Origin of the sequence: Pseudomonas koreensis, from assembly GCF_024169245.1 — a bacterium.
Lineage (GTDB): Bacteria > Pseudomonadota > Gammaproteobacteria > Pseudomonadales > Pseudomonadaceae > Aquipseudomonas > Aquipseudomonas koreensis_F.
This window is the reverse complement of record NZ_JALJWP010000001.1, coordinates 1,251,859-1,277,291: the sequence shown is the minus strand read 5'-3', so window position 1 is coordinate 1,277,291 and position 25,433 is coordinate 1,251,859. Positions and strand designations below refer to the sequence as shown.

At 60.7% G+C, this 25,433-nt stretch carries 22 protein-coding genes; 13 read left to right on the top strand and 9 right to left on the bottom strand.

Annotated elements, in window-relative coordinates:
- Window positions 1-7 precede the first annotated feature (7 nt).
- The 6 genes from J2Y90_RS05935 to J2Y90_RS05910 all read left to right on the top strand — a co-directional run bounded on the left by J2Y90_RS05935 (window position 8) and on the right by J2Y90_RS05910 (window position 6,470).
- Window positions 8-433 carry a F0F1 ATP synthase subunit epsilon gene (locus tag J2Y90_RS05935; protein WP_016772407.1) on the top strand — a complete coding sequence of 142 codons (426 nt, stop codon included), beginning with the start codon at window positions 8-10 and terminating at the stop codon, window positions 431-433.
- A gap of 116 nt (window positions 434-549) precedes the next feature.
- The gene (gene glmU / locus J2Y90_RS05930; RefSeq protein WP_253497447.1) at window positions 550-1,917 is read left to right on the top strand and encodes a bifunctional UDP-N-acetylglucosamine diphosphorylase/glucosamine-1-phosphate N-acetyltransferase GlmU; all 1,368 of its coding nucleotides are present in this window, start codon (window positions 550-552) and stop codon (window positions 1,915-1,917) included.
- Between the two features lie 209 nt (window positions 1,918-2,126).
- Complete coding sequence (locus J2Y90_RS05925) at window positions 2,127-2,903, top strand: DeoR/GlpR family DNA-binding transcription regulator (protein ID WP_253497445.1); 777 nt, start codon at window positions 2,127-2,129, stop codon at window positions 2,901-2,903.
- Window positions 2,904-2,905: 2 nt separating this feature from the next.
- Window positions 2,906-4,738 (top strand): glutamine--fructose-6-phosphate transaminase (isomerizing), encoded by a 1,833-nt coding sequence (gene glmS / locus J2Y90_RS05920; protein WP_253497443.1) that lies wholly within the window; start codon window positions 2,906-2,908, stop codon window positions 4,736-4,738.
- A gap of 75 nt (window positions 4,739-4,813) precedes the next feature.
- Window positions 4,814-5,740 carry a LysR family transcriptional regulator gene (locus tag J2Y90_RS05915; protein WP_253497441.1) on the top strand — a complete coding sequence of 309 codons (927 nt, stop codon included), beginning with the start codon at window positions 4,814-4,816 and terminating at the stop codon, window positions 5,738-5,740.
- 103 nt (window positions 5,741-5,843) lie between these two features.
- Window positions 5,844-6,470, top strand: coding sequence for a glutathione S-transferase family protein (locus tag J2Y90_RS05910; protein ID WP_253497439.1), 627 nt, complete (start codon window positions 5,844-5,846; stop codon window positions 6,468-6,470).
- A gap of 10 nt (window positions 6,471-6,480) precedes the next feature.
- Here the strand turns inward: J2Y90_RS05910 and J2Y90_RS05905 are convergent, their stop codons facing one another.
- The 8 genes from J2Y90_RS05905 to J2Y90_RS05870 are packed head-to-tail and all read right to left on the bottom strand — an operon-like array spanning window position 6,481 to window position 15,469.
- Window positions 6,481-7,611, bottom strand: coding sequence for a glycosyltransferase family 4 protein (locus J2Y90_RS05905; RefSeq protein ID WP_253497437.1), 1,131 nt, complete (start codon window positions 7,609-7,611; stop codon window positions 6,481-6,483).
- Window positions 7,612-8,742 carry a glycosyltransferase family 4 protein gene (locus J2Y90_RS05900; protein ID WP_253497434.1) on the bottom strand — a complete coding sequence of 377 codons (1,131 nt, stop codon included), beginning with the start codon at window positions 8,740-8,742 and terminating at the stop codon, window positions 7,612-7,614.
- A complete protein-coding gene (locus tag J2Y90_RS05895; protein ID WP_253497431.1) occupies window positions 8,726-10,093 on the bottom strand; it encodes a glycosyltransferase family 4 protein in 1,368 nt (455 codons plus the stop codon). The genes J2Y90_RS05900 and J2Y90_RS05895 overlap by 17 nt, the downstream gene beginning before the upstream one ends.
- On the bottom strand, window positions 10,090-11,343 hold the full coding sequence (locus J2Y90_RS05890) for an ABC transporter ATP-binding protein (RefSeq protein ID WP_253497428.1): 1,254 nt from the start codon (window positions 11,341-11,343) through the stop codon (window positions 10,090-10,092). The genes J2Y90_RS05895 and J2Y90_RS05890 overlap by 4 nt, the downstream gene beginning before the upstream one ends.
- Window positions 11,343-12,140 (bottom strand): ABC transporter permease, encoded by a 798-nt coding sequence (locus tag J2Y90_RS05885; protein ID WP_253497425.1) that lies wholly within the window; start codon window positions 12,138-12,140, stop codon window positions 11,343-11,345. Before J2Y90_RS05885 ends, J2Y90_RS05890 begins: the two co-directional genes overlap by 1 nt.
- Window positions 12,141-13,583: a mannose-1-phosphate guanylyltransferase/mannose-6-phosphate isomerase gene (locus J2Y90_RS05880; protein ID WP_253497422.1), complete on the bottom strand. Its 1,443-nt coding sequence runs from the start codon at window positions 13,581-13,583 to the stop codon at window positions 12,141-12,143.
- Window positions 13,584-13,586: 3 nt separating this feature from the next.
- A complete protein-coding gene (gene gmd, locus J2Y90_RS05875) occupies window positions 13,587-14,558 on the bottom strand; it encodes a GDP-mannose 4,6-dehydratase (RefSeq protein WP_253497418.1) in 972 nt (323 codons plus the stop codon).
- Entirely contained in the window at window positions 14,558-15,469 is a 912-nt protein-coding gene (locus J2Y90_RS05870; RefSeq protein ID WP_253497415.1) for a GDP-mannose 4,6-dehydratase, read from the bottom strand. The genes gmd and J2Y90_RS05870 overlap by 1 nt, the downstream gene beginning before the upstream one ends.
- Window positions 15,470-15,896: 427 nt before the next feature.
- Here J2Y90_RS05870 and J2Y90_RS05865 point away from each other — a divergent pair, with 427 nt between their 5' ends.
- From J2Y90_RS05865 to J2Y90_RS05840, 6 genes are all read left to right on the top strand, one after another.
- The gene (locus tag J2Y90_RS05865) at window positions 15,897-17,474 is read left to right on the top strand and encodes a glycosyltransferase (RefSeq protein ID WP_253497412.1); all 1,578 of its coding nucleotides are present in this window, start codon (window positions 15,897-15,899) and stop codon (window positions 17,472-17,474) included.
- The gene (locus tag J2Y90_RS05860; RefSeq protein WP_253497409.1) at window positions 17,468-18,769 is read left to right on the top strand and encodes a glycosyltransferase; all 1,302 of its coding nucleotides are present in this window, start codon (window positions 17,468-17,470) and stop codon (window positions 18,767-18,769) included. The genes J2Y90_RS05865 and J2Y90_RS05860 overlap by 7 nt, the downstream gene beginning before the upstream one ends.
- Window positions 18,766-19,920 carry an acyltransferase family protein gene (locus tag J2Y90_RS05855; protein ID WP_253497406.1) on the top strand — a complete coding sequence of 385 codons (1,155 nt, stop codon included), beginning with the start codon at window positions 18,766-18,768 and terminating at the stop codon, window positions 19,918-19,920. Before J2Y90_RS05860 ends, J2Y90_RS05855 begins: the two co-directional genes overlap by 4 nt.
- Window positions 19,914-20,741, top strand: a complete 828-nt coding sequence (locus J2Y90_RS05850; protein ID WP_253497403.1) for a class I SAM-dependent methyltransferase — start codon at window positions 19,914-19,916, stop codon at window positions 20,739-20,741. Before J2Y90_RS05855 ends, J2Y90_RS05850 begins: the two co-directional genes overlap by 7 nt.
- Before the next feature lie 136 nt (window positions 20,742-20,877).
- Window positions 20,878-22,062: a DUF3142 domain-containing protein gene (locus tag J2Y90_RS05845; RefSeq protein ID WP_253497400.1), complete on the top strand. Its 1,185-nt coding sequence runs from the start codon at window positions 20,878-20,880 to the stop codon at window positions 22,060-22,062.
- Window positions 22,049-24,184, top strand: a complete 2,136-nt coding sequence (locus J2Y90_RS05840) for a hypothetical protein (RefSeq protein ID WP_253497397.1) — start codon at window positions 22,049-22,051, stop codon at window positions 24,182-24,184. Before J2Y90_RS05845 ends, J2Y90_RS05840 begins: the two co-directional genes overlap by 14 nt.
- On the opposite strand, the gene J2Y90_RS05835 is transcribed toward J2Y90_RS05840, so the two are convergent.
- Window positions 24,181-24,810, bottom strand: a complete 630-nt coding sequence (locus tag J2Y90_RS05835; protein ID WP_253497395.1) for a LysE family translocator — start codon at window positions 24,808-24,810, stop codon at window positions 24,181-24,183. The two genes, J2Y90_RS05840 and J2Y90_RS05835, sit on opposite strands and share 4 nt — an antisense overlap.
- Window positions 24,811-24,955: 145 nt before the next feature.
- Between J2Y90_RS05835 and J2Y90_RS05830 the strand changes: the two genes are divergently transcribed.
- Entirely contained in the window at window positions 24,956-25,429 is a 474-nt protein-coding gene (locus J2Y90_RS05830) for an Lrp/AsnC family transcriptional regulator (RefSeq protein WP_253497391.1), read from the top strand.
- Window positions 25,430-25,433 lie beyond the last annotated feature (4 nt).

Here is a 25,433-nt window from a genome sequence, read left to right as displayed (position 1 = left end):
CAATCAGATGGCTATGACAGTCCATTGCGATATCGTCAGCGCGGAAGGGGAAATCTTTTCCGGCCTGGTCGAGATGGTGATTGCGCACGGTGCACTGGGTGATCTTGGTATCGCTCTGGGTCACGCGCCGCTGATCACTAATCTCAAGCCGGGTCCGATCCGCCTGATCAAGCAAGGCGGGGAAGCCGAGGTGTTCTACATCTCCGGTGGTTTCCTCGAGGTTCAGCCGAACATGGTCAAGGTACTTGCCGATACCGTGCAACGTGCCGCCGACCTGGATGAAGCTCAGGCTCAGGCAGCTCTCAAGGCTGCCGAGAATGCCCTGAACGAAAAAGGCGCGGACTTCGATTACGGCGCCGCTGCCACACGTCTGGCCGAGGCTGCAGCCCAGCTGCGCACCGTCCAGCAGATCCGCAAGAAGTTTGGCGGTTAATCCGTCAGCCGCTTGTTGTGCGATTGATAAAAAAGGGTAGCCTCGGCTACCCTTTTTTCTTTTCCGAATTCAAACCCCGGTCGCAGTCGCTGACCACCCAGGATTGGTAGCCAGTCATGTCTCTCGAAATCGTTATCCTCGCGGCCGGTCAAGGCACTCGTATGCGCTCGGCGCTGCCCAAGGTCCTGCACCCGATTGCCGGCAACTCCATGCTCGGCCATGTTATCCACAGCGCTCGTCAACTTGATCCCCAGCGCATTCATGTGGTGATCGGTCACGGCGCTGAAGTGGTGCGTGAGCGCTTGGCGGCCGATGACTTGAATTTCGTGCTTCAGGACAAGCAACTGGGCACCGGCCACGCCACCGCTCAGGCCGTGCCGTTCATCGATGCCGACACCGTGCTGATCCTTTACGGTGACGTGCCACTGATCGAAGTCGAAACGCTGCAGCGCCTGCTCAAGCATGTGGTGCCGGGACAAATGGGCCTGCTCACCGTAGAGCTGGATGACCCGACCGGTTATGGCCGCATTGTCCGCGATGCCGACGGCAAGGTTGCTGCGATCGTCGAGCACAAAGACGCCAGCGAAGCACAACGTGCGATCACCGAAGGCAACACCGGCATCCTCGCCGTGCCGGCCAGTCGACTGGCGGACTGGATGAGTCGCCTGTCGAACAACAACGCGCAGGGCGAGTATTACCTCACCGACGTGATCGAAATGGCGGTCAGCGATGGTCTGGTGGTTGCCACCGAACAACCGCATGATCCGATGGAAGTGCAGGGCGCCAATGATCGCAAGCAATTGGCCGAACTCGAACGTCATTACCAGTTACGTGCCGGACGTCGACTGATGGCTCAAGGCGTAACCCTGCGTGATCCGGCGCGTTTCGATGTGCGCGGCGAAGTTACCGTGGGGCGCGATGTACTGATCGATATCAACGTGATCCTTGAGGGCAAGGTGGTCATCGAAGACGACGTAGAGATCGGTCCGAACTGCGTGATCAAGGACAGCACCCTGCGCAAAGGCGTGGTGATCAAGGCCAACAGTCATATCGAAGGCGCAATTCTCGGTGAAGGCAGCGATGCCGGTCCTTTCGCACGATTGCGCCCGGGTACTGTGCTCGAGGCACGTGCGCATGTGGGTAACTTCGTCGAGCTGAAAAATGCGCACATGGGCGAAGGGGCCAAGGCTGGCCACCTGACTTATCTGGGCGATGCCGAGATTGGCGCACGCACCAACATCGGCGCCGGCACCATCACCTGCAATTACGACGGCGCCAACAAGTGGAAAACCGTGTTGGGTGCCGACGTGTTCATCGGCTCGAACAATTCGCTGGTGGCGCCTGTGGATATCTCCAACGGTGCGACCACCGCAGCCGGCTCGACCATTACCCAGAATGTGGATAACGCTCAATTGGCGGTAGGTCGTGCGCGGCAGAAGAATATCGATGGCTGGAAACGGCCGGAGAAGATCAAGAAATCCTGACTTATCCACAGTCCCCCAGTAGGAGTGAGCCTGCTCGCGAATGCTCTATCTCAGTGACGTTGCCACTCACTGACACACCGCTTTCGCAAGCTCGCTCGCTCCCACAATAATTTCAACCTTTCTGAATTTTTCTCCTCGCGTCTTGACGGCAACCTTTCGATAGAGTTTCATTGCTTCACGTTATCTTTCGAATCGAAACTTAAGCCGCCATGTCCAAGCGCAATACACCCCAGCGTCGCCATAACATCCTCGCCTTGCTCAATGAGCAGGGCGAAGTCAGTGTGGATGAGCTGGCCAAACGCTTCGAAACTTCGGAAGTTACGATTCGCAAGGATCTCGCTGCGTTGGAAACCCATGGTTTATTGTTGCGTCGCTATGGTGGTGCGATCACCATGCCGCAAGAGCTGGTCGCGGACACTGCGCAGAGTATCTCCAAATACAAGCAGGCGATCGCCCGCGCGGCGGTCCAACGTATCCGCGAGCACGCACGCATCATCATCGACAGCGGCAGCACCACCGCCGCGATGATTCCCGAACTGGGCCAGCAACCCGGCCTCGTGGTGATGACCAACTCGCTGCACGTCGCCAACGCCTTGAGCGAACTCGAACACGAGCCGGTGCTGCTGATGACCGGCGGCACCTGGGATCCGCATTCTGAATCCTTTCAAGGCCAGGTCGCCGAGCAGGTACTGCGCTCTTACGACTTCGATCAGTTGTTCATCGGCGCCGACGGCATCGATCTGGTTCGCGGCACCACGACTTTCAACGAATTGCTCGGCCTTAGCCGGGTGATGGCCGATGTCGCGCGGGAAGTCATCGTGATGGTCGAGGCCGACAAGATCGGCCGCAAGATTCCCAACCTGGAGCTGCCCTGGAGCAGCATCCATACCCTCATTACCGATGATCGCCTGCCAGTCGAGGCGCGCGATCAGCTTCAGGCCCGCGGGATCACTTTGATCTGTGCGGCTGTCAGTCAGGAGAAATAACCATGTGTGGCATTGTTGGCGCTGTAGCTGAACGTAATATCACCGCCATCCTCCTCGAAGGCCTGAAGCGCCTCGAATACCGCGGCTACGACAGCGCCGGTGTGGCGGTTTACACCAACGACGAAACCCTGGAGCGCATGCGCCGTCCGGGCAAGGTCAGCGAGCTGGAAACTGCGTTGGCCGAACACCCGCTGGCCGGCCGTCTCGGTATTGCCCACACCCGTTGGGCGACCCATGGTGCGCCTTGCGAACGCAACGCCCACCCGCATTTTTCCGGTGATATCGCGGTGGTGCACAACGGCATCATCGAGAATCACGAGGCCCTGCGCGAACAACTGAAAGCATTGGGTTATGCGTTCAGCTCGGACACCGACACCGAGGTCATCGCCCATCTGCTGACGCACAAGCTCAAGGAACAACCGGACCTTACGGCCGCCCTCAAGGCTACGGTGAAGGAGCTGCATGGCGCTTACGGTCTGGCGGTGATCAATGTGCAGCAACCGGATCGACTGGTCGCCGCGCGCAGTGGCAGTCCATTGGTGATCGGCCTGGGGCTGGGCGAGAACTTCCTCGCCTCCGACCAATTGGCCCTGCGTCAGGTCACTGACCGTTTCATGTATCTGGAAGAGGGCGATATCGCTGAGATCCGCCGCGACAGCGTGCAGATCTGGGACGTCAACGGCAACGCCGTCGAGCGCCAGACTGTGCAGTACACCGATGGTGCCGAAGCCGCCGACAAGGGCGAGTTCCGCCACTACATGCTCAAGGAAATCCACGAGCAACCGACCGTGGTTCAGCGCACCCTCGAAGGTCGTCTGGGCAACAATCAGGTGCTCGTTGAGGCCTTCGGTCCGCAAGCCGCCGAACTGTTTGCCAAAGTGCGCAATGTGCAGATCGTCGCCTGCGGCACCAGCTATCACGCCGGCATGGTCGCGCGGTATTGGCTTGAAGAACTGGCCGGTATTCCGTGCCAGGTCGAAGTCGCGAGTGAATTCCGTTATCGCAAAGTGGTAGTGCAGCCGGACACGCTGTTCGTGACCATCTCGCAGTCCGGTGAAACCGCTGACACCCTCGCGGCCTTGCGCAATGCCAAAGAGCTGGGTTTCCTCGCCAGCCTGGCGATCTGCAACGTTGGCATCAGCTCGCTGGTACGCGAATCCGATCTCACCTTGCTGACCCAGGCCGGTCGCGAAATCGGCGTGGCCTCGACCAAAGCCTTCACCACGCAATTGGTCGGTCTGTTGCTGCTGACGTTGTCGCTGGGTCAGGTCCGCGGGACTTTGACTGACGGCGTCGAGGCGACGCTGGTCGAAGAGCTGCGTCGCCTGCCGACCCGTCTGGGCGAAGCGCTGGCGATGGACAGCACCGTGGAGAAAATCGCCGAGCTGTTCGCCGAGAAAAACCACACTCTTTTCCTCGGCCGTGGCGCGCAATTCCCGGTAGCAATGGAAGGGGCCTTGAAGCTCAAGGAAATCTCCTACATTCACGCCGAAGCCTACCCGGCCGGTGAGCTGAAACACGGCCCACTGGCCCTTGTGGATAACGACATGCCGGTGGTTACTGTCGCGCCGAATAACGAACTGCTGGAAAAGCTCAAATCCAACCTGCAGGAAGTCCGCGCCCGGGGCGGTGAATTGATCGTGTTTGCGGATGAGAAGGCCGGAATGACTAACGGCGAAGGCACCCACGTGGTGCAGATGCCGCACATCCACGACATTCTCTCGCCGATCCTTTATACGATCCCGTTGCAACTGCTGTCGTACTACGTGGCCGTGCTCAAAGGCACTGACGTCGATCAGCCGCGCAACCTGGCGAAATCGGTGACCGTGGAATAAGTTATCCACAGTTGATCTACGCTTCCCCAATCGCAGCCTCGGCTGCGATTGTCGTATCCGCCGCCGAGGAATCCCATGGACCGCTTTCAGGAAATGCAGATCTTCGTTGTCGTCGCCCAGGAGCAAGGCTTTTCGGCGGCGTCGCGGCGTCTGGGTTTGTCGGCGGCGAGTGTCACCCGCGCGGTGGCGGCGCTGGAACAGCACATCGGTACGCAATTGCTCGTGCGTACTACGCGCACCGTGCATCTCACCGAAGCCGGGCAACGTTACTGCGATGACTGCCGGCGGATTCTCGCCGAAGTGCAGGAGGCCGAGGATTCGGCGGCAGGCAGCCACGCCTTGCCGCGCGGGCAGTTAACGATTACTGCGCCGGTGTTGTTCGGCGATCTGTTCGTGACGCCAGTGATGGCCGATTACCTTTGTCGTTATCCGGATGTGTCGATCAACGCGCTGTTGCTGGACCGGGTCGTCAACATGGTCGAGGAGGGCATTGATGTCGCGGTGCGTATCGGTGAGCTGCCGGACAGCAATCAGCATGCGATCCGTGTCGGCGAAGTGCGGCGAGTGATCTGCGCCTCGCCGGATTTTCTCGCCAGGCATGGCCGACCGGATCATCCACAGGCGTTGGCCGGGCTGCCGGTGGTGGCGACATCGGCGATCGGGCAACAACGCAACTGGCCGTTTCTCGATGGCGATGAAGCACTCAGCGTGCGCACCGAACCGCGCTTGACGGTCACGGCCAATCAGTCGGCGATCACCGCCGCGCGCAAAGGCCTGGGCCTGACGCGAGTGCTGTCCTACCAGGTGGCGGACAAGGTCGCGGCGGGCGAACTGGAAATCGTCCTCGCCGAGTTCGAACTGCCGCCGCTGCCGATCCATGTGGTCTACCAGGGCGGGCGCAAGGCGCCGGCGCGGATCCGCAGTTTTGTCGACTTCGCCGTCAAAGCACTGCGCGAGCATCCGGCCTTGAACGCAGCGGCGTTATTGCACGAGATGAAATAATCGATTGCAGCGGCAGGTGATTCTGTTGTTTTCGCGATCCGTGGATGATGACTCCATCGGCGCGCTCATCCCCGAGCGACGTCATTGTTCAGCGGAGTCGACCATGCAAGCGATCAAACTCTACAACTTCCCCCGTTCCGGCCACGCCCACCGCGTCGAGTTGATGCTGTCTTTGCTGCAACTGCCGACCGAGCTGATCTTCATCGATCTGGCCAAGGGCGAGCACAAGCAACCGCAGTACCTGGCGATCAACAGTTTCGGCCAGGTGCCGGCGATTGATGACAACGGCGTAGTGCTGGCCGATTCCAATGCGATTCTGGTGTATCTGGCGCAGAAGTATGGCAACGGTCGCTGGCTACCCAGCGACCCGGTGGGTGCCGCGCAGGTGCAGCGCTGGTTGTCGGCAGCGGCGGGGCCGATTGCTTTTGGCCCGGCGGCAGCACGCTTGATCACGGTGTTTGGTGCGCAACTGAACGCTGAGGAAGTCATTGGCCGTGCGCATAATCTGCTCAAGGTCATGGAGCTGGAGTTGGGCAAGACAGCCTATCTGGCAGGCGATGAGCCAACCATCGCTGACGTGTCTGCCTACAGCTACATCGCGCATGCGCCGGAGGGCAATGTCTCGCTGGATGACTACGCCAACGTTCGCGCCTGGCTGGCGCGAATCGAAGCCTTGCCCGGTTTTGTCGCGATGCCGCGCACGGTGGCGGGGTTGCAGAAGACGGCGTGATGTCCCGCGTTCAAGCGTAGGACAGCGCCTTCTCTGCCAACAGTTCCTGATACAACTCGGTCCACTTGCGGCCCATTTCATCGGCAGTGAATAACTGCCGATAGCGCGCTTCGGCTTTGACGCCCATGGCGGCGGCACGCTCTGGGTTCTCCCACAAGGTGCGCATGGCTTCGCGGAACGCTTGTGGATTGCTCGGCGGCACCACCAACCCGGTTTCATTGTGAATATTGATGAAACTCGTACCGGTGCCGATTTCGCTGGAGATCATCGGTTTACCGTACATCGCGCCTTCGAGCAACGAAATGCCGAAGGCCTCCGAACGCAGGTGTGAAGGGAACACGATCGCGTAGCTCAATTGCAGCAACGCCACCTTGTCTTCGTCACTCAGGCGTCCGAGGAAATGGATATTGCGCAGGCCCAGCGCGGCGGCCTGTGCATGCAGTTCCTGCTCCAGGGGACCAGCGCCGACGATCACTACCGGATAATCGACGTCTTTCAGTGCGTCGAGCAGGATGTGCAAGCCCTTGTAATAGCGCATGACTCCAACGAAGAGAAAGAACTTATCCCCAAGCTGTTTGCGCCAGCGGTTCATCCGTTCGGCATCGGGCTGTGGATAACCTGCTTTGTTCAACCCGTACGGAATAACCCGAGTCTTGTCCTGAAACTGCTGCAGCACATCACTGGTGTGCAGATAGTTCGGCGATGCGGCGACGATGCGGTCGGCGCTGGCGAGGAAGCGGTTCATCAGGGGCCGGTACAGCTTGAGCAAATGCTTCTGACGAATGATGTCCGAGTGATAGGTAACCACCGTCGGTTTATCAAGGGCGCTGGCGAAATGCACCAGATCCATGAACGGCCACGGGAAGTGGTAGTTGATCACGTCGGCCTCGGCAGCCAGCGCGCGGAACTGCTTGAACACACTCCAGGAAAACCCGGTGGAGGCGAACTGGATATCCAGTTTCGCCCGGTGCACTTCATGCTGGCCCAGCTGCATCACCGGCGGTGTCGGGTCCGTGCTGAGGGTCAGCACCTGCGCGTCGATGCCATGCTGGGCACCGCTTTCGCACAACTGGAAAATGACTTGTTCGATGCCGCCGACCGAATCGGGCAGGTATGTCTTGAAGAAATGAAGAACGCGCATTCAACCTCCCATCGCCTGGCGGTAGGCACCGGCCGTAGCCTGTGCACAACGCTTCCAGGAAAAAAGCCTTGCCCGCAGCAATCCTGCGTCGCGGCATGCCTGCCAATGCTGCCGGTCGTCGATCAGACGAATCAGCGCATCGCGCAGTCCCTCGGCATCGTCCGCATCAATATAGTTGCCCGCGTCGCCAGCCACCTCCGGCATCGCCGAAGAGCGAGTAGTCACCACCGGCGTGCCACTGGCCATGGCTTCCAGCACCGGCAAGCCAAAGCCCTCATACAGCGATGGAAATATCAGTGCCCGGGCGCCGGCCAGCAGTTGCGCCAATTGCTCATCGGGCAGATAGCCGAGCAGACACACATGGCCGCTCGCCAAGGCCTGGCGCAGTGGCTCGTTGAACTGCTCGCGCTGCCAGCCGGCCATCCCCGCAATCAACAAGGGAAAGCGCTGGCGCACAGCGTCGGGCAGCAGGGCGTGGGCCTGTAATGCCAGACTCAGGTTCTTGCGCGGCTCAAGGGTGCCGACACAGAGCAAATATTCCCCTGCCTGGACGGCGTGAGCCTTGAGCACACTGTCGATTTCATGGGGTTGCCGAGGACGAAATCGCTCGGCCACACCTAACGGCGCCACCACGAAACGATGCGCAGGAAGATTGAAATATGCCTGCGCCTCGTCGGCGATTGCCTGTGAGTCGGTGAGAATTACCCGCGCTTGCTCCATGCCGGCGGCCAGACGACGTTCGATCTCCCTCAGACGCGCCGGCGGCTGGGTTTGCGGAAAGTGCAGGTGTGTCAGGTCATGCAGGGTGATCACGGTCGGGCCGTCGAAGGCCAGCGGCCACAGGCTCGGCTCGTGATAAAGATCGATTCCTTGCGCACGCCCCTGATCGAAGCGTTTCTGCTCCAGCCAGCGCCGGGCCTGATAAGCCCCGGGAATTTGCCGCAGCAGCGGCGTCATGCGCGAATAGCCGGGTACTGCGGCTTCCGGCAGGGCCGAACTCCAGCCCCAGCCGTGAAACAGGCTCACGTCCAAGTCGGATTCGCCGCGCAAGGCTTTGACCAATTCGGCGACGTAGTGGCCGATACCGGTGCGCGGCGCTTGCAGGATGCGGGCGTTAAGAGCAATGCGCATGCGGCCTCGCTTGCAGGCGCGGGGCCTGCAGAACATGGTGCAGGCTGCGTGTCGCCAGTTGCTCGCTGGCCTCGCGCCAGCCGATCCAGCGCCAGTCGGCGACATCGCGGGCGGCGGGAAAATGCCCGCTGCGCTGATACGTCTCGATCAGATCGACGAGGCTCTGCGGATCGTGCAGATCAAAATAAGCCATGAACTCGCCGCCAATCTCGCGAAACACGGCGATGTCGCTGCCCATCGCCGGCAAGCCACGCTGCATGGCTTCTACCAGCGGCAGGCCGAAGCCTTCGACAAACGAGGGAAACACCAGTGCACTGGCGTGGGCGTAGGCGTATTCCAGGCTGGTATCGCTCAGGTCGTTGAACATGAACAGGCGCCGGTTCAATTGCGGGTGATTGCGGATGCGGGCGAGCAGGGCGTCGCATTTCCAGCCAATGCGCCCGGCGATGCACAAGCGTGCCGTTGAGCCAGCGGTCCAGGCACGTTCGAAGGCGTCCAGCAGGTACGCGTGGTTCTTGCGCGGCTCGATGGTGCTGACCATCAGAAAAACCGCTTCGGGCGCAGCGAACACATCTTTCAGGCGCGGTTCGACCGTTGCTGTGCTGTGATGCAGATCGAGCTCGGAACCCAGATGGAAGAAATCGAACCAGCGCTTGTCGGTCTGCGCTGCACCGATTCTGCGCTGCAATTCGTCACGCACCTGATCACGCACCGTGGCGGAGATCGCCATGTAGCCGTCGGCCGTGCGGGTGACCCAGTCGAACCATTCGTTGAAAACCTCGACCAGACGCGTGTCGTAAAACTGCGCATGCGTCAGGGGAATCAGGTCGTAGATCACCGCGATCACGCCCACGCCCTCGCGTTTGAGCTGTTCGACGTGGGCGAAGAAATCCGAATGCCAGGACGAATCCAGCAGCACCAGTTGATCGCCGGGCTGGTGCTGCAGCGGCGAACAGCGTTTAAGCAGCTGCCTGCGATTGATTCGCCGGATCAGCCGAATCGGCAAGCCGAACACTGCAAACTGGGTCAATCGATAGCCCACATAAAGCACCCGACGCGCCAGTTTCGAAGCGCACTGTGCATCGCGGCGCTGATGCCATTGCCAGAAACGGTGAGCAAGGCGCTGCAAGCGTTCGCCAAAGGTTTCCAGGGTGTTCCAGAACGGTGTATCGAACGGCGCCAGGCGCAGAACGCGGTACAGCTCGCCATTGAGCACGACCACCGGCATGCATTCGACACCTTCAGCGCTGGCGGGCAGTTGCTTGATGACGTTGCGCACCACGCGCTGGATACCCGAATTGACCGTCGGGTGTTTGAACACGTGGGTACATTCGACCAGCAGGCGGGTCATGGCGCGCGCTCGACAGTCCGGGCCTCGGTGTCGCGGGTGACCGTGGTTTTCGCGCCCAGCCAGGCGCAGCCGACGAAGTCTTCCTGGCGGTTGTTGATCACGTGGAACACCAGCCCGTAGTCACGCCATTCGAAGTTTCGATCCAGATGCGAGTCCAGACGCGACAGGCTCAGCGACACCGAATAATTGCCCTTGCCCAGGCCCATGACGAAGGCAAAGCGGTAGGTGATGCGCTCGCCGGCGTTCAGGTCGGTCAGCGCCTTGTCCAGGCGGTGGGTGTTGATGCCGTACATCATCTGGCCCAGACGATCCTTGAGAATAAAGCCCAGTACCAGCCGTTCGATGTCCTTGCGCACTTCCACCTGTACTTCGAGGACCACCGGTTGGCCGACTTCGACGGCATCGATGCTGCGCTCGTTCTCATCGAGCAGGCGTACGCTCAGAATCGCCGCTTCGCCGGTGCCAGACACCGTTTGCACCTCGCCGCCGGCAAGCATTTGCTGGCGCACGACTTGCCCTTCGCGTTCGGCCATCAGCGCGTTGTAGTAGTCGAGCACCGGTTCCGGTTTGCCGCGCATGGCCATGCGGCCATCCTTGAGCAGGATCGCCGAATCGCAGATCGACTGAATGGCCGAGCGGTCGTGGGAGACAATCAGCAACGTCGTGCCGGATTTGCGGAAGCTACGGATGCGTTCGAAGCTCTTGTGCTGGAAATAGGCATCGCCCACCGACAGCGCTTCGTCGACGATAAGAATGTCCGGGCGCCGCGCCGTAGCGACGCTGAAGGCCAGGCGCATCTGCATGCCGCTGGAATAGGTCCGCACCGGGTGGTCAATGGCATCGCCGATTTCGGCGAAGTGCTCGATGTCGGGCATCAGGGCTTCGATTTCTTCGAGCTGCATGCCCAGCAACTGACCGGCCATGATTGCGTTCTGCCGACCAGTGAAGTCCGGATGAAAACCCATGCCCAGTTCCAATAGCGCCGCAACGCGCCCCTGCAGTTCGATCTTGCCGCTGGTGGGTTGGGTGGTGCCGGTAATCATCTTCAGCAAGGTGCTTTTCCCGGCACCGTTGGCGCCAACGATGCCCACCGCTTCACCGGGGGCGACCTCGAATTCGACATCTTGCAGGACCCAGTGCTGGTGATGGCGGATCGGCGCAAAGGGGATCAGCCACTCGGCCAGGCGGGCCCAACGGTTGGGGTATTGCTTATAGGCCTTGCTCAGACCGGTGACGCGAATATGTCCCATCAGAGTTCATCCACCATTTCGCCGACGCGCTGACGAAACAGCCTTAGCCCGATCAGACAAAACACCACGCCGGTGATGAAAATCGGCAACAGCGAACTCCAGAGCGGCCACTGACCGTAGAGAAACAGGTTCTGATAACTGCTGAACAGGTTGGTCAGCGGGTTGAGTTGCAGCAGGCGCTGTACCCATTCCGGGAGGATGGCGATCGGGTACACGATGGGGGTCAGCCAGAACCAGAATTGCAGGCAAATGCCGAACAACTGACCGACGTCGCGAAAGAACACATTCAACACGCCGAGCACCATGCCCAACCCGGCGCAGAACATCATTTGCAGAGCAATCAGTGGAATCAGCCCCAGCAAGGCCATGCCCGGCCAGCGCCCGGTGATCAGCAGAAAGCCGAGAAACAGGCTGATGATGATCGCGAAATTGATCGCGGCGTTGATCAACACGATCACCGGCAGGCAGATCCTCGGGAAGCTGATTTTCTTCAGCAGGTTGGCGTTTTCCAGAAACATGTTCTGGCTGCGCAGGGTGATTTCCGAAAACAGTCCCCACGCCAGCAGGCCAGCGCACAGATAGACGCTGTAGGCCATGCTGTCGTCCACACCCGGCAGGCGCGCGCGCATGATCTGCGAAAAGATCACCGTGTAAACGATGATCATCGACAGCGGATTGAAGATCGGCCACAGCGCGCCGAACAACGAATTGCGATACCGCGCTTGAAACTCTCGCTGCACGCTGCCGAGGATGAATCCACGGTAGCTGCGCAGCGAGCGGTACAGGGAAAGCAGCATTCAAACCGTCCTGCCGTATTGATCTTCGAAGCGAACGATATCGTCCTCGCCCAGGTATTCGCCGCTTTGCACTTCGATGATCACCAGATCGATCACTCCGGGGTTCTCCAGGCGATGCTTGTGGCCGGCAGCAATGAACGTCGATTCGTTCTTCGCCACCAGTGTCGTGCCGGAGCCATTGTTGGTGACCTTGGCCATGCCTTCGACCACCACCCAGTGTTCGTTGCGGTGATGGTGCATTTGCAGCGAGAGCTTGCCACCGGGTTTGACCACGATGCGTTTGATCTTGAAGCGCGGGCCTTCTTCCAGAACGGTGTAGGTGCCCCACGGACGACTGACCGTACGATGCAGGCGATAGGCTTCGTGGGACTTGTCCTTGAGTTGCCTGGCCACCCGGCGTACGTCTTGTGCACGGTCGGCATGGGCCACCAGCACCGCGTCGGCGGTGTCGACAATGATCAGGTTATCCACACCGACGGTCGCCACCAGCCGGCCTTCGCTCTGCACGAAGTTGTTATGGCTGTCGATGAAAATCGCTTCGCCGCTGGCGCGGTTGTTGTCGGCATCGGCGGGGATCAGCGCAGCGACCGCGCTCCACGAACCGATGTCGCTCCAGTCGAAACCAGCGGGTACCACGACGACTTTTTCCGAGCGTTCCATCAATGCGTAATCAATGGAGATGTCAGTGATTTCGGCAAACAGCGTCGGCGACAACTCCTGTTGCAGGCAGCCAACCGTTTCGACCGGCGCGCTGACGGCCATGCAGGCTCGAGTCTGCTCCAACAACTCGGGCGCATGCAGTTGCAGTTCGGCGATAAGCGTAGCGGTGGTGAAGCAGAACATCCCCGAATTCCACAGGAAATTGCCGCTCTCCAGATAATGCGTGGCGGTCTGCAGATCGGGTTTCTCGACGAAGCGCTGCACCTTGGCCGCGCCTTTGGCGTCCAGTGGTGCCCCGGTTTCGATATAGCCGAAGCCGGTTTCCGGTGCGTTGGGGACCACGCCGAAGGTCACCAGATAGCCATCCTTCGCCAGATTGACTGCGTGTTCGACGGCACTTTTCAGCGCGTCCTGATCGACGATCAGGTGATCGGCCGGCATCACCACCATGATCGCGTCGTCGCCATGCAGTGCCTGCAACGACAGGGCCGCAGCCGTGATCGCCGGTGCGGTATTGCGCCCGGTCGGCTCGAGCAGGAAGTGTCCGCGATGACGCGAGACCTGCGCTGCGCAATAGTGATCCTTGCTCTGGAAGTAGTACTCGCGATTGGTCACTGTGACGATGTCGCCCCAGCCGTCGAGCAAGGCTGCCGCGCGCTGGTAGGTCTTGCCCAGCAACGACTCGCCATCGGGCAAGGTCATGAACGGTTTGGGGTGGCCCTCGCGGGACACCGGCCACAAACGGGTGCCGGCACCGCCGGACAGGATCACTGGAATCAGCATGGCCTACTCCTTGGCGACGCGTTTCATGTCCGCATCCATCATCATGCGGATCAGGCTGTCCAGATCGGTTTTCGGTTTCCAGCCGAGCACGCGCTGGGCCTTGGCCGGGTTGCCGAGCAGCACTTCGACTTCGGCAGGGCGGAAGAACGCCGGGTCGATCTTCACGTAATCACGATAATTGAGGCCGACGTGATCGAAGGCGATGCGGCACATCTCGCGTACGGTGGTGGTGACGCCGGTGGCCACCACGAAATCGTCCGGTTTGTCCTGTTGCAGCATCAGCCACATGGCTTCGACGTAATCGCCGGCAAAACCCCAATCGCGCTTGGCGTCGATGTTGCCCAGCGCCAGCTCCTGCTGTTTGCCCTGTTTGATCCGGGCAGCAGCGTCGGTGACCTTGCGCGTGACGAACTCGATGCCGCGCAGCGGGGATTCGTGGTTGAAGAGGATGCCGCTGTTGGCGTGCAGGTTGAAACTTTCGCGGTAGTTGACGGTGATCCAGTGGCCGTAGAGTTTGGCTACACCGTAAGGACTGCGTGGGTAGAACGGCGTGTTCTCGTCCTGCTGCTCGGCCTGGATCAGACCGAACATTTCGCTGGTCGAGGCCTGATAAAAGCGCGTGTGCGGGCTGAATTGGCGAATGGCTTCGAGCAGATGTGTCACGCCCAGACCATCGACGATCCCGGTGGTCACCGGCTGGTCCCAGGACGCGGCGACAAAACTCTGTGCGGCGAGGTTATAGACCTCGTCCGGTGCCGATTTGATTACCGCGCGCTGCACCGAGCAGGCGTCAGCCATGTCACCGTCGAGGTAGACGATATCGGCTTCGACACCCATCTCGCGCAGGCGCCAGCGTGAATCGCTGCTGCGTCGGGCGACGAGGCCGTGAACCTTGTAGCCCTTGTCCAGCAGCAGTTTGGCCAGATAGGCGCCGTCCTGGCCCGTAATCCCGGTAATCAGTGCACTTTTTGTCATTATTGTCGTACTCGCGTCTCCCAGTCGGACAGGATCGCCCGCAGGGATTGTTGTGTGGTGGTGACTGGCGCCCATCCTGTGGCGTTGGCCAGTTTTGCGTGGCTGCCGCAGACGCGGCGCTGGTCGGCGCGGCGCATGCGCGCCGGGTCCTGCACCAGCTCTACGTCGACCTCGGCCAGATCGGCCAATTGCTCGATCAGGCTGCGGATGCTTTGCTCGCGGCCCGAGCAAATGTTGTAGACCTGCCCCGGTGTGCCGTTTTCCAGCAGCGCGAAGTAGGCCGAAATTACATCGCCGACATCGAGAAAATCCCGTGTCACGTCGATATCGCCGACTTGCAGTTGCGGCGCTTGCAGGCCCTGTTTGATGCGGCAGATCTGCCGGGCGGCACTGGCGATGACGAAGCTGTCTTTCTGCGCCGTGCCGATGTGGTTGAAGGGGCGGGCGACCAGTACCGGCCAGCCTTCGCTCAAGCCCCACTGCAGACTGAGAAATTCTGCCGAGAGTTTGCTCACCGCATAAGGATTGCGCGGCAGCGGCGGTTGTTGCTCGGTGATCGGCAAATCCTGTTCGCCGACCTGACCGTAGACGTCGCCTGAGCTGACGTACACAAACGTGCCGGCAAAGCCGCGGGCTTTCAAAGCCTGCAGCAGATTGAGGGTGCCCCGCAGATTGATGTCGAAGGTGCGCGCCGGGTCACGAAAGGCTTCCGGCACGAATGTCTGACCGGCCAGATGAATCACCGCATCGGGTAATTGTGGCCACAGATCGATGAGGCTGTCCGCGTCAGTGAGGTCGTAGCCCGAAGCGGCAGGCATCAGCGCCCACGGCGAATCCGGCATGGCCAGACGCGATTGAATGTGTTGTCCCACGAAGCCATTGAGGCCGGTGACGAACAGACGTTTTTTCAAACAGCGACCCCTTGGTCTGTGACTTGCGCCTTTTTCCCACATGCGTTGGGGGATAAGTCTGTCAGACCGGGGCGAATATCCGGAGAAACAGCAGGCGTAGCCGTTGTTGTAGTTGTTTGGTTGCCAATCTGTGCCAATTGCTCGGCAATTTCAACCGGGCAAACCGTGACCGGTGAGTTCTCATCAGCTTAGCCCTGTTTATTATCGCCGGGCGGTTCCCGGAGTCGCGACGGATGTGTTTAGAATGGCCTTCGTCGCGAGTTGGCCGGTTATTTTCAGGGAGCCGCGACGCAGGGTGAAACTGACCACTAAAACAAGAACGAAGACGTGCCCGATGATGAAGGACGAGTGCCGGCCCTGCCGCGCCGATCCGACGCCGGCCGTCATAGCATGGAGTAGCCGGGACGGCGCTTCATCGTGGGATGCCATGAATTTCATTCTTTACTCGGACGTCAACGACCATTCCATCTGCGCCAGCCTCGGGCGTCCGGAATACAGCTATTACTTTGTCCTCAAAGCCTATCGCCCGGTGATGGAAAGCCTGGGGCGCGTGCACGTGGCAGCTGCTGTCGCCGACGTCGATGTGCTTTACCGGCAATTGCTCGCCGCGGGTGAAGACAGCGTATTCCTGTCCTTCACCCCACCGCAGAAAACCCCGGTTGACCTGGAATGCCCGACGATTTGTGTGGTGGCGTGGGAATTTGATTCGATCCCGGATGAACAATGGGACGACGATCCGCGTCACGACTGGACGCAGATGCTCGCTCGTCATGGCCGGGTGATCACGTTGTCGAGCCATACAGCCCGGGCGATTCGTCGGGCCATGGGCGAGGAATTTCCGGTGCTGGTGCTGCCCACACCGCTGTGGGAAAACTTCACGGCGATTCGTCAGCAACATGTATCGATGCCGATCAATGCGGGAACCACGCTGACGATCAAGGGTTGCATTTTCGATTCACGCACCTTGGAGCTGTCCGCCGATGCGCTGATTCCGACGCCGATTACGCCTGAAGAGGAGGCCGCGCTGGCTGCAGCGATCGAAGCCGCGCGCCCGCCACCGCTGACGCTCAAACGCCGATGGGTTATTGCTCGACATTACCTGCGTTTGTGGGCGCTCAATCCCCGGCACTCGCAGACGGAAGCGGTGCCACGGGTCAGATTTCTCTACAACTGGTACTGGGAGGGCATTCGCGATCTGGTTCCGGACGTGTTGCATGGCTGGCTTGAAAAACGTCTGCCTGCCGTGTGCGGCGCATTGCCGGTGCCGATGGTCGAACCGCTGGAAGTGGAGCTGCCGGACACTTCATCGGTCGTTGAAACCACGGTCGACGGCGTGGTTTACGTCAGCGTGTTCAACCCTCGGGATGGGCGCAAGAACTGGCATCACCTGGTAACCGCATTCTGCTGGGCATTTCGCGAAACGCCCGACGCGACGCTGGTGCTGAAGATTACCCAGAATGATCTGGCGTCCTATTACAGCGAGTTGATGACGCTGCTGGCGCAACTCACGCCGTTCGCCTGCCGGGTGGTGGTGATGCACGGTTACCTCGACGACGCGCAGTACGCCAGGCTCTATCAGGCAGCCAGTTTTTATGTGAACGCGTCACGCTGCGAAGGGCTGTGCCTGCCGTTGATGGAGTTCATGTCCAGCGGCAAACCGGCGATCGCTCCCGATCACACAGCGATGCAAGATTACATCGATGAATCGGTGGCGTTCGTGGTCAAGTCCAGTGAAGAACTGACGATCTGGCCGCAGGACACGCGGATCATTTACCGCACGTTGCGTCACCGTCCCGATTGGGGCTCGCTGAAAAACGCTTACGAAGACAGCTATCGGATGGCCAGGACCCAGCCGCAGCAATATCGGCAGATGTCGGACGCTGCCGTCGAGCGCATGCGCGAGTACTGCGCGTTCGCGCCGGTGCAAAAACGCCTGGCGGATTTCTTTGCCCTGGCCCCACGCGCTGCGGACGCTGCACCCGTGACGGATAACGCCTCATGCTGATCATCATTCATTCGGAAACCAACCAGCACACCATCGCGCAGAATCTCGGACGTTCGGAGTACAGCTACTACTTCGTGCTCAAGGAGTATCGTCCGGTACTGGAACGCATTGGTCGCGTGGTGGAAGTGGCCGATCCGCAGACCGAAGTCGATGCGCTGTACCTGGAATGCCTGAGCCGAGGCGAGGCTTGTGTATTTCTGTCGTTCTCACCGCCGCACCGCACCCCGGTGCACCTGGCGTGTCCGACGTTGCCGGTGTTCGCGTGGGAGTTCAGCACCATTCCCAACGAACCGTTTGCGGGTGAACCGCGCAATGACTGGCGCACCGTGCTGGCGGCCTGCGGGGCGGCGGTGACTCATTCCAGTTACACGGTCAATGCCGTGCGCGAGGCGATGGGGGCCGATTACCCGATTGTCGCGGTGCCGGCACCGGTCTGGGACCGCTTTGCCGCCCGTGGCGCGCTGTTGCCTGAGCAGCCGCTGTCTGCCGCCTACAGTCTGACCATCAAGGGTCTGGTCGCGGACAGTCGTACCTTGAACCTCAACGCGTTCGGACCTGCTCACCTGCGTAGCGGCGAGGGCATCGACTTCGCCGCGCCCGCCAGCGAGCAGACGCTGTTGCTCGATGGCGTGGTGTACACCTCGGTGTTCAACCCCGGTGACGGGCGCAAAAACTGGGAAGACATGCTCAGCGCGTTTTGCGTGAGTTTTCGTGACATCGAAGATGCGACTCTGGTGCTCAAGCTCACGCACCATGACGCCGAAGAGGCACTCAGCGACATCCTCCATCATTTGTACAAAAACCAGTCCTATCGCTGCCGCATCGTCCTGATCTACGGTTACCTCGCCGATCCGGACTACGAGCAGTTGGTGCAGGCTACGCGCTATGTGGTGAATACCTCCTACGGCGAAGGCCAGTGTCTGCCGTTGATGGAGTTCATGTCCTGTGGCAAACCGGCGGTGGCACCGCGCACCACGGCGATGATCGATTACCTGAGCGCCGATAATGCTTTCCTGATCGAGTCTACCGACGAGCTCACGGCATGGCCGCACGACCCGCGCCGGGCATTTCGCACCTTGCGTTACGTCACTGACTGGGCATCGTTGTGCCAAGCCTACAAAGCCAGCTATGAGGTAGCGAAAAACCATCCAGCGCGTTATGCGCAGATGTCAGCACAGGCAGTTCGCAGCTTGCAGGGCTTCTGCAGTCAGGCCGTGGCCGAGCAGCGGTTGCGGCTGTTCATCGCGCAGTTGTTCGAACAGCGCGGGGTTGCCATGGACGTCCCGCAAGCATGAGCAACAAACGGATCATGGACATTGAGGTCCTGCGCGCGGTTGCCGTGCTGGGCGTGCTGTTCCATCACCTGCAAGGCAGTCTGTTCACCGATCCGGTGCCGTTGCTGGAGAACATTCATTGCTGGGCGCAGCCGTGGTGGGGCGTCGATCTGTTTTTTGCGATTTCCGGATTTGTTATCGCTCGCAGCCTGATCCCGACACTGCAAGGCTGTACGACCCGCCAGGAGTATTGGCAGCAGACGCGCAACTTCTGGCTGCGACGGGCCTTTCGTCTGCTGCCCTCGGCGTGGCTATGGCTGGCGCTGATGCTGTTGGCCTGCCTGTTTCTCAACCGCTCCGGGGCCTTCGGCACTTTATCCGCCAACCTGCAGGCGACGTTGGCCGGGGTGTTGCAGTATGCCAATTTCCGCTTTGCCGACAGCTTCTTTCATTACGAGTACGGCAGCAGTTTCGTCTACTGGAGCCTGGCGCTGGAGGAGCAGTTTTATCTGCTGTTTCCGCTGCTGATCCTGCTGTTGCGCCGGCGTCTGGTCTGGGCGTTGCTGGCCCTGGTTGCGGTGCAGATTCTGACCGTGCGTACACCGTGGCTGATGGTGGTGCGCACCGACGCGCTGGCCCTCGGCGTGCTGTTGGCAATGTGGAGCCAGCAGCCGGATTATCAGCGCTGGCAGCCAGGATTTCTGCGGCGGCCGTGGGCCGGGGTCGCAACATTGATTGCCATCGGAGCATTGCTGAGTTTCATGGCCACCGACCGCTTCACCTTTGCCCCTTACCGCATCGGCTCGATCGCCGTGCTCAGTGCGGTGCTGGTGTGGATCGCTTCATACAACCGCAACTACCTGATGCCTGCCGGTGCCGTGCAACGTTGGCTGGCATGGGTCGGCAGCCGCTCGTACGGCATTTATCTGATCCACATTCCAGCCTATCAACTGGTGCGTGAACTGATCTTTCGCTTGCAGAGCAGTGGCTTGCCCAGTCCGGCGGGGCATCCGATCGTCACGCTGTTGCTGGCGTTCGGGCTGATCGTGCTGCTCAGTGAACTCAACTACCGCTTGATCGAAATGCCCATGCGCAACCGTGGCGCCGCGCTGGTCAAGCGCCTCGGCGCATCCCGATCCGCCATCCCGTCCTCTGGAGCCACCTCATGCTGAGCCTTTTGAAGAAACTCACGACAGCTACGCCGGCACAGGCTGTTGCGCCGGCTGCCGAGAAGACCGATCCGTACATGCTCGGCCTGCACGATGCGATGCTCAGTGGCTGGTTCAATCAGCAAACCGGCGAGCTGTTCAAAGACTTTCCGGTGAGCGCCGATGACATCTTGCTCGACGTTGGCTGTGGTGATGGCGGCAACGTGCATTTCTGTGGCATGCGCGGAGCGAAGATCATCATCGCCGACATCGATGCGGCCAAGGTCGAAGCGACTCGTCAGCGCCTGAGCGATACCCCGGCCCGCGATGTCGAATGTCACGTCACCGATTGCAACCCGCTGCCGATTGCCGACGCCACGGCGACACGCGTGGTTTCTACGGAGGTGATCGAACATGTCGACGATCCGGCACAGTTTCTCGCTGAACTGGTGCGCGTCGGCAAGTCAGGTGCGTTGTACCTGCTGAGCGTGCCGCATCCGAGCTCCGAAGATCTGCAGAAGGGCATCGCCGCGCCCGAATATTTCCAGAAGCCCAACCACATTCGCGTCATCAGCGAAGAGCAGTTCAAGGCGCTGGTCAGCGACGCCGGACTGGAGATCGTCAGCCATAGCCAATACGGCTTTTACTGGTCGATGTGGATGCTGCTGTTCTGGGAAGCCAAGGTCGAATTCAGCAACCCCGACCACCCGTTGCTCAATCACTGGGCCAATACCTGGCAGGCCGTACTGGATTCTCCGCGGGGCGCGCAGATCAAGCAGGCGCTGGATGCGGTGGTGGCGAAGAGTCAGGTGATCATTGCGCGTAAACCTGCGGCATCCCTGTAGGAGCTGCGGCACGCTGCGATCTTTTGATCCTGATTGTTAACGCACGATCAAAAGATCGCAGCCTCGTTTCACTCGTCAGCTCCTACGGGGTTTTTGTGTAACCTTGCAGCCCTGTGGTCTCAGGGATTTTCAAGGTATGCGGTTTATTTTGGGTCTGTTCCTTGGCCTGTTGCTCGCGGGTTGCGAGCAACACGTCGCGCCTGCCCTCGACCAGCAACTCTATGTCTGGCAACGCCAGTGGACGCCCGCGCACGAGCCGGCATTGCGCGCCAGTCGCAGTGACTTCTCGACGTTGCGGGTGCTGGCATTGCAGGGTTTTCCGGGCACTCGTTGGAGCAGGGCGCAGGTCGATCCAGGATTACTGAAAGCCGATGGCCGACCTTTGATCGCGGTGATTCGCCTCGATGGCCAGCTCCAGTCGCTGGACGATGAACAGGTCACTGCGCAGATTCTGCAGGTCATCGCCGACTGGCAGGCGCAAGGTCTGACCCTGAGGGGTATCGAGATCGACCATGATGCCGGCAGTGCACGGCTGGCCGCGTACGCTGAACTGCTCGAACACTTGCGCACGGCCTTGCCGCCATCGCTGCCTTTAAGCATCACCGCGCTGCCGGCATGGCTCGATAGCGCGCAATTGCCGGCACTGTTGCAGAGCGTCGACAGCAGCGTGCTGCAAGTCCACGCCGTGAGCGATCCGCGACGCGGTCTGTTTGATCCGCAGCAGGCTTTGAAGTGGGCCAAGGCCTGGGCCCGCGTCAGCGACAAACCGTTCTATCTGGCGCTGCCGGCCTATGGCGTTGCGCTGTTGAATACTGACGGTGGCGCGCCGGTGGTGGAAAGCGAAGTACAACTCGAGCGCGGCGGGCAGCGCCGGGAATTGCTTGCCGATCCGCTGCAACTCAGCCAATTGGCCAACACCTTGCGCGAGGATCCGCCCGAGCATCTCGCCGGGCTGATCTGGTTTCGTCTGCCGCTGGCCAACGACCGTCGCGCCTGGAGCCTGACGACTTTACGCGCCGTGGCTCGAGGTGATTTGCTCAGCAGTCATCTGGGCCTGTCGTTCAAAGAGCAGGAAGGACTCTACGACATCCAGCTCGAAAACCGTGGCAATCTCGACAGCCCGTGGCCCGCGCGAATCACGCTGAAGGCGCAGGACTGTGCTGGCGCCGATGCGCTCGCCGGTTATGCATTGCAACAACACGCCGATCTGCTTACCTTCACCCGCCTGCGTGACGGCCGCTTGCCGGCGGGCGGGCAGCGCGCTATCGGTTGGGCGCGCTGTGCACATATTGATCAAGGAGGTTCGCATGTTGACCCGTAACTGGCCCCGCCATCTGCTCTGCCTGAGCCTCAGCCTGCCATTGGGTTCGGCGCTGGCCTGCGGCCCGGACTTCCCGTTGCGCCTGCTCGACAATCGCGCGCAGACGCTGGCCGATCTGCCTGAGGGCAGCTTCAGCTTCGAAATCAGTCGCCTGGGAAAAACCATTGCCGGGCTGAAAAACGTCACTGCAGCCACCCACAACCCCAACGACTACGCAGAAGACAATGCGTCTGAACTGGCTCGCGAGCAGGCTGAACAAGTTGGCCTGAGCGCCGAGCAATACGCGGTGGTCAAGCGGCTGCGCGGGCTCAGCGATGCACGTCAGGCCGAGGAGCAGGGCGCCAGTCTGCCGGCGGAACTCCGCTTGTACGTGGCGGGCGCGGTAGCCTTTACCACTGGCGATCATCAATTGGCCACGGAGTATTTCAACAAGGTGCTGGCGCTGCCGGCGGACCAACGTCCGTTGCGCAGCACTTGGGCGGCGTATTCCCTTGGGCGCATAGCCTTCGCCATGAGCAATGAGGCGCACGACCGCATCGAAGCGCTGGAGCAGGCGCGCGCTGCCTTTCGCCAGGCTCGGCAGTTGAGCATCGACGGCTTCAGCGATCCGCTGGAACTGGGCGTTGCCAGCCTCGGTGAAGAGGCGCGAGTGTTGCGCAGCGCTGGCGACTGGAGCGGCGCGATCCAATTGTACGAAGCACAGAACCTGCACGGTTCGGCCGTGGGTTACACCTCGCTCAAGCAAGTGATGAATGAACTGGCCGAGTTGCCTGAGGCGCAGCTGGCAAAACTGCTGCAGCAGCCAGCGGTGCAGCAACTGGTTACGGCGTCGCTGGTCAGTCGTCAGGGCTGGTCATTTGGCGAGCAGCCGCCGAACGAAAAGAAACTGGTGACGCTGCTGCAGAACAGCACTCGTGGCAGCCTCGACAATGCCGATCGATTGGCGGCAATGAGTTATCAACAGGGCGACTATGCGTCTGCCAAGGCCTTCCTCGACAATGCCGGGGACGGCGGGCTCGCTTGGTGGTTGCGGGCAAAACTGGCGGTGCGTGATGGCGACACGACTGCCGCCGCGGCAGCCTACGCCAAAGCCGCCCAGGCTTTCCCGCAGAACGAAGACTGGGGTTATCGCCGCACACCGGACTGGGCGTTTGAAACCGTGCAGCCGAAATGCCGGGTCGAGGGCGAAAGCGCGATCCTCGCGTTGCAACGCGGCGAATACCTGCAAGCGTTCGTGCAGCTGTATCGCAGCAACAGCATTTACTGGTTCGATGCCGCCACCGTTGCCGAGCGGGTGCTGACGGTCGACGAGCTCAAACAGTATGTCGATGAGAACGTGCCGGCGCCGCCGCCATTGACTCAGCAGGAGCGCGATAACTATGTGCCGCTGTCGGTGGCCGCCAATCTGCGCAATCTGCTCGGCCGACGTTTACTCCGTGAGGGCCGTTACGAGGAAGCGGTCGGTTACTTCGCCAGTGACGATTTGCAGCACAAGGCCCGACTCTATGGCGAGCAACGCCTCAAGGCCGAGTCGGCATGGTGGCCGAGCAAACGCGCCAGTGCGTTGTACAACGCCGCATGGACAGCCCGGGAGTGGGGCATGGACATCCTCGGTTATGAGATGGCGCCTGATTACGCCACTTTCGGCGGCAGCTACACGCTGGAGAGCACGAAGCTGGATGTCGGCCCGCTGATTTCCACGGCGGAAGTGCAGCGCCAGCAGGCCAGCGCCGCACAACCGGATCAGCGTTATCACTATCGTTTTGTCGCCACGGCGCTGGCCAGTCGCGCCGCCGATAACCTGCCGCACACCAGTCAGGCGTTCGCCGCCGTGTTATGTAATGCCGCCGGCTGGAACAGCAGCCTTGCAGACCAGAGTGCGCTGTATCAGCGCTACGTCAAGGAAGGCCCTTATGTGCCGTGGGCGCAGGACTTCGGCAATCAATGCCCGTACCCGGACTTCGAGAATGCCGACAAGCGCTACGTCATGCAGGTGACCGATGCCGTGCGGGCTGCACTGCGCCCATACAAGTGGCCAGTGCAGATTGGCGTGGTGGCGCTTGTCGCTGTTGCCGCGCTTGTGTTGATCACCCGTCGTCAACGCAAGGTACGCCAGGCTTAAGCCTGCTGAAGGAAGCTCAGGCGTACGGCGAAGCCGATCAACAGGCTGCCGAACAGCCATTGCTGAACGCGTTGGGCCGTAGGACTGTGTTGCAGCCAACGGCCCAATGCCGCGCCGGTCAGGGCGACAACACTGTCGAAAAGCAGGCCGACGCTGACCAGCACCACGCCGAGTACGGCGAACTGGGCCAACACCGACGCGCCGTGACTGACGATGAATTGCGGCAGCAGCACCGAGCAGAACAGCAACGCCTTGGGGTTGAGCAGGTTGGTCAGCAGGCCGCGCCGTATTGCCTCGCGCCACTGGCCCTTGGCAGATGTCTGCGCTTGCGTTTGCAGGCTCGGCACCAGCGAGCTGCGAAAACATTGAATGCCGATCCACAGCAGGTACGCCGCACCGGCGATGCGCACCACGTCAAAGGTCCACGGTGCCGTTTTGAACAGCGCCGCCAGGCCCAATGCTGCCAGTACCACATGGCAGGCGCGGGCGATGGCCAGGCCCAACGCCGTGGCCAGCGCCGCAGCGCGACCTTGCCGCGCACCGGTTTGCAAGAGCAGGATCATGTCCGGTCCCGGCAATAGCAGAACCACAGCCAGGGTCAGGATAAACAGCCAGAGACTTGCCACGTCGCGCCCTCTTTCGTTGGTGATTTGCACGCGCCAGTCTAGTGCGAGAGGGCAGGGCAGGTGCTTGCGTAGTCAGCTTCAAAATCCTGCGTGTTTGGCATAACCTGCTGGTTTTCCACCGTGTAACTATCGGGATCTGCCAAAGATGAAACTCGACGCCTATGACCGCAAGATTCTCGCCGCGCTGCAACGCAACGGCCGCTTGAGCAATGTCGAGCTGGCGGAGGAAATCGGCCTGTCGGCCTCGCCGTGCCTGCGGCGGGTGCGCATGCTGGAAGAGGCGGGAGTGATTCGTGGCTATCAGGCCAATCTGGATCGCGACGAAGTCGGACTGGGGCTGACGGTGTTTGTCGGCGTCAAAGTCGAGCGGCACAACGAAGAACGCGCCGAGGCTTTCTATGCCGCTGTCACTGCGTTACCCGAGGTGATCTCGGCCTTTCTGGTGTCCGGGGAGTCGGATTTCCTGTTGCAAGTGGTGGTGCCGGATCTGCGTGCGTATGACCGCTTTGTCAGTGGCCATCTGCTGAAACTGCCGGGAGTGAGCGATATTCGCAGCAACTTTGCCATTCATACGGTGAAGGCGCCGGGCGCGTTGCCGTTAGGGCATCTGCCGCTGTAGATCG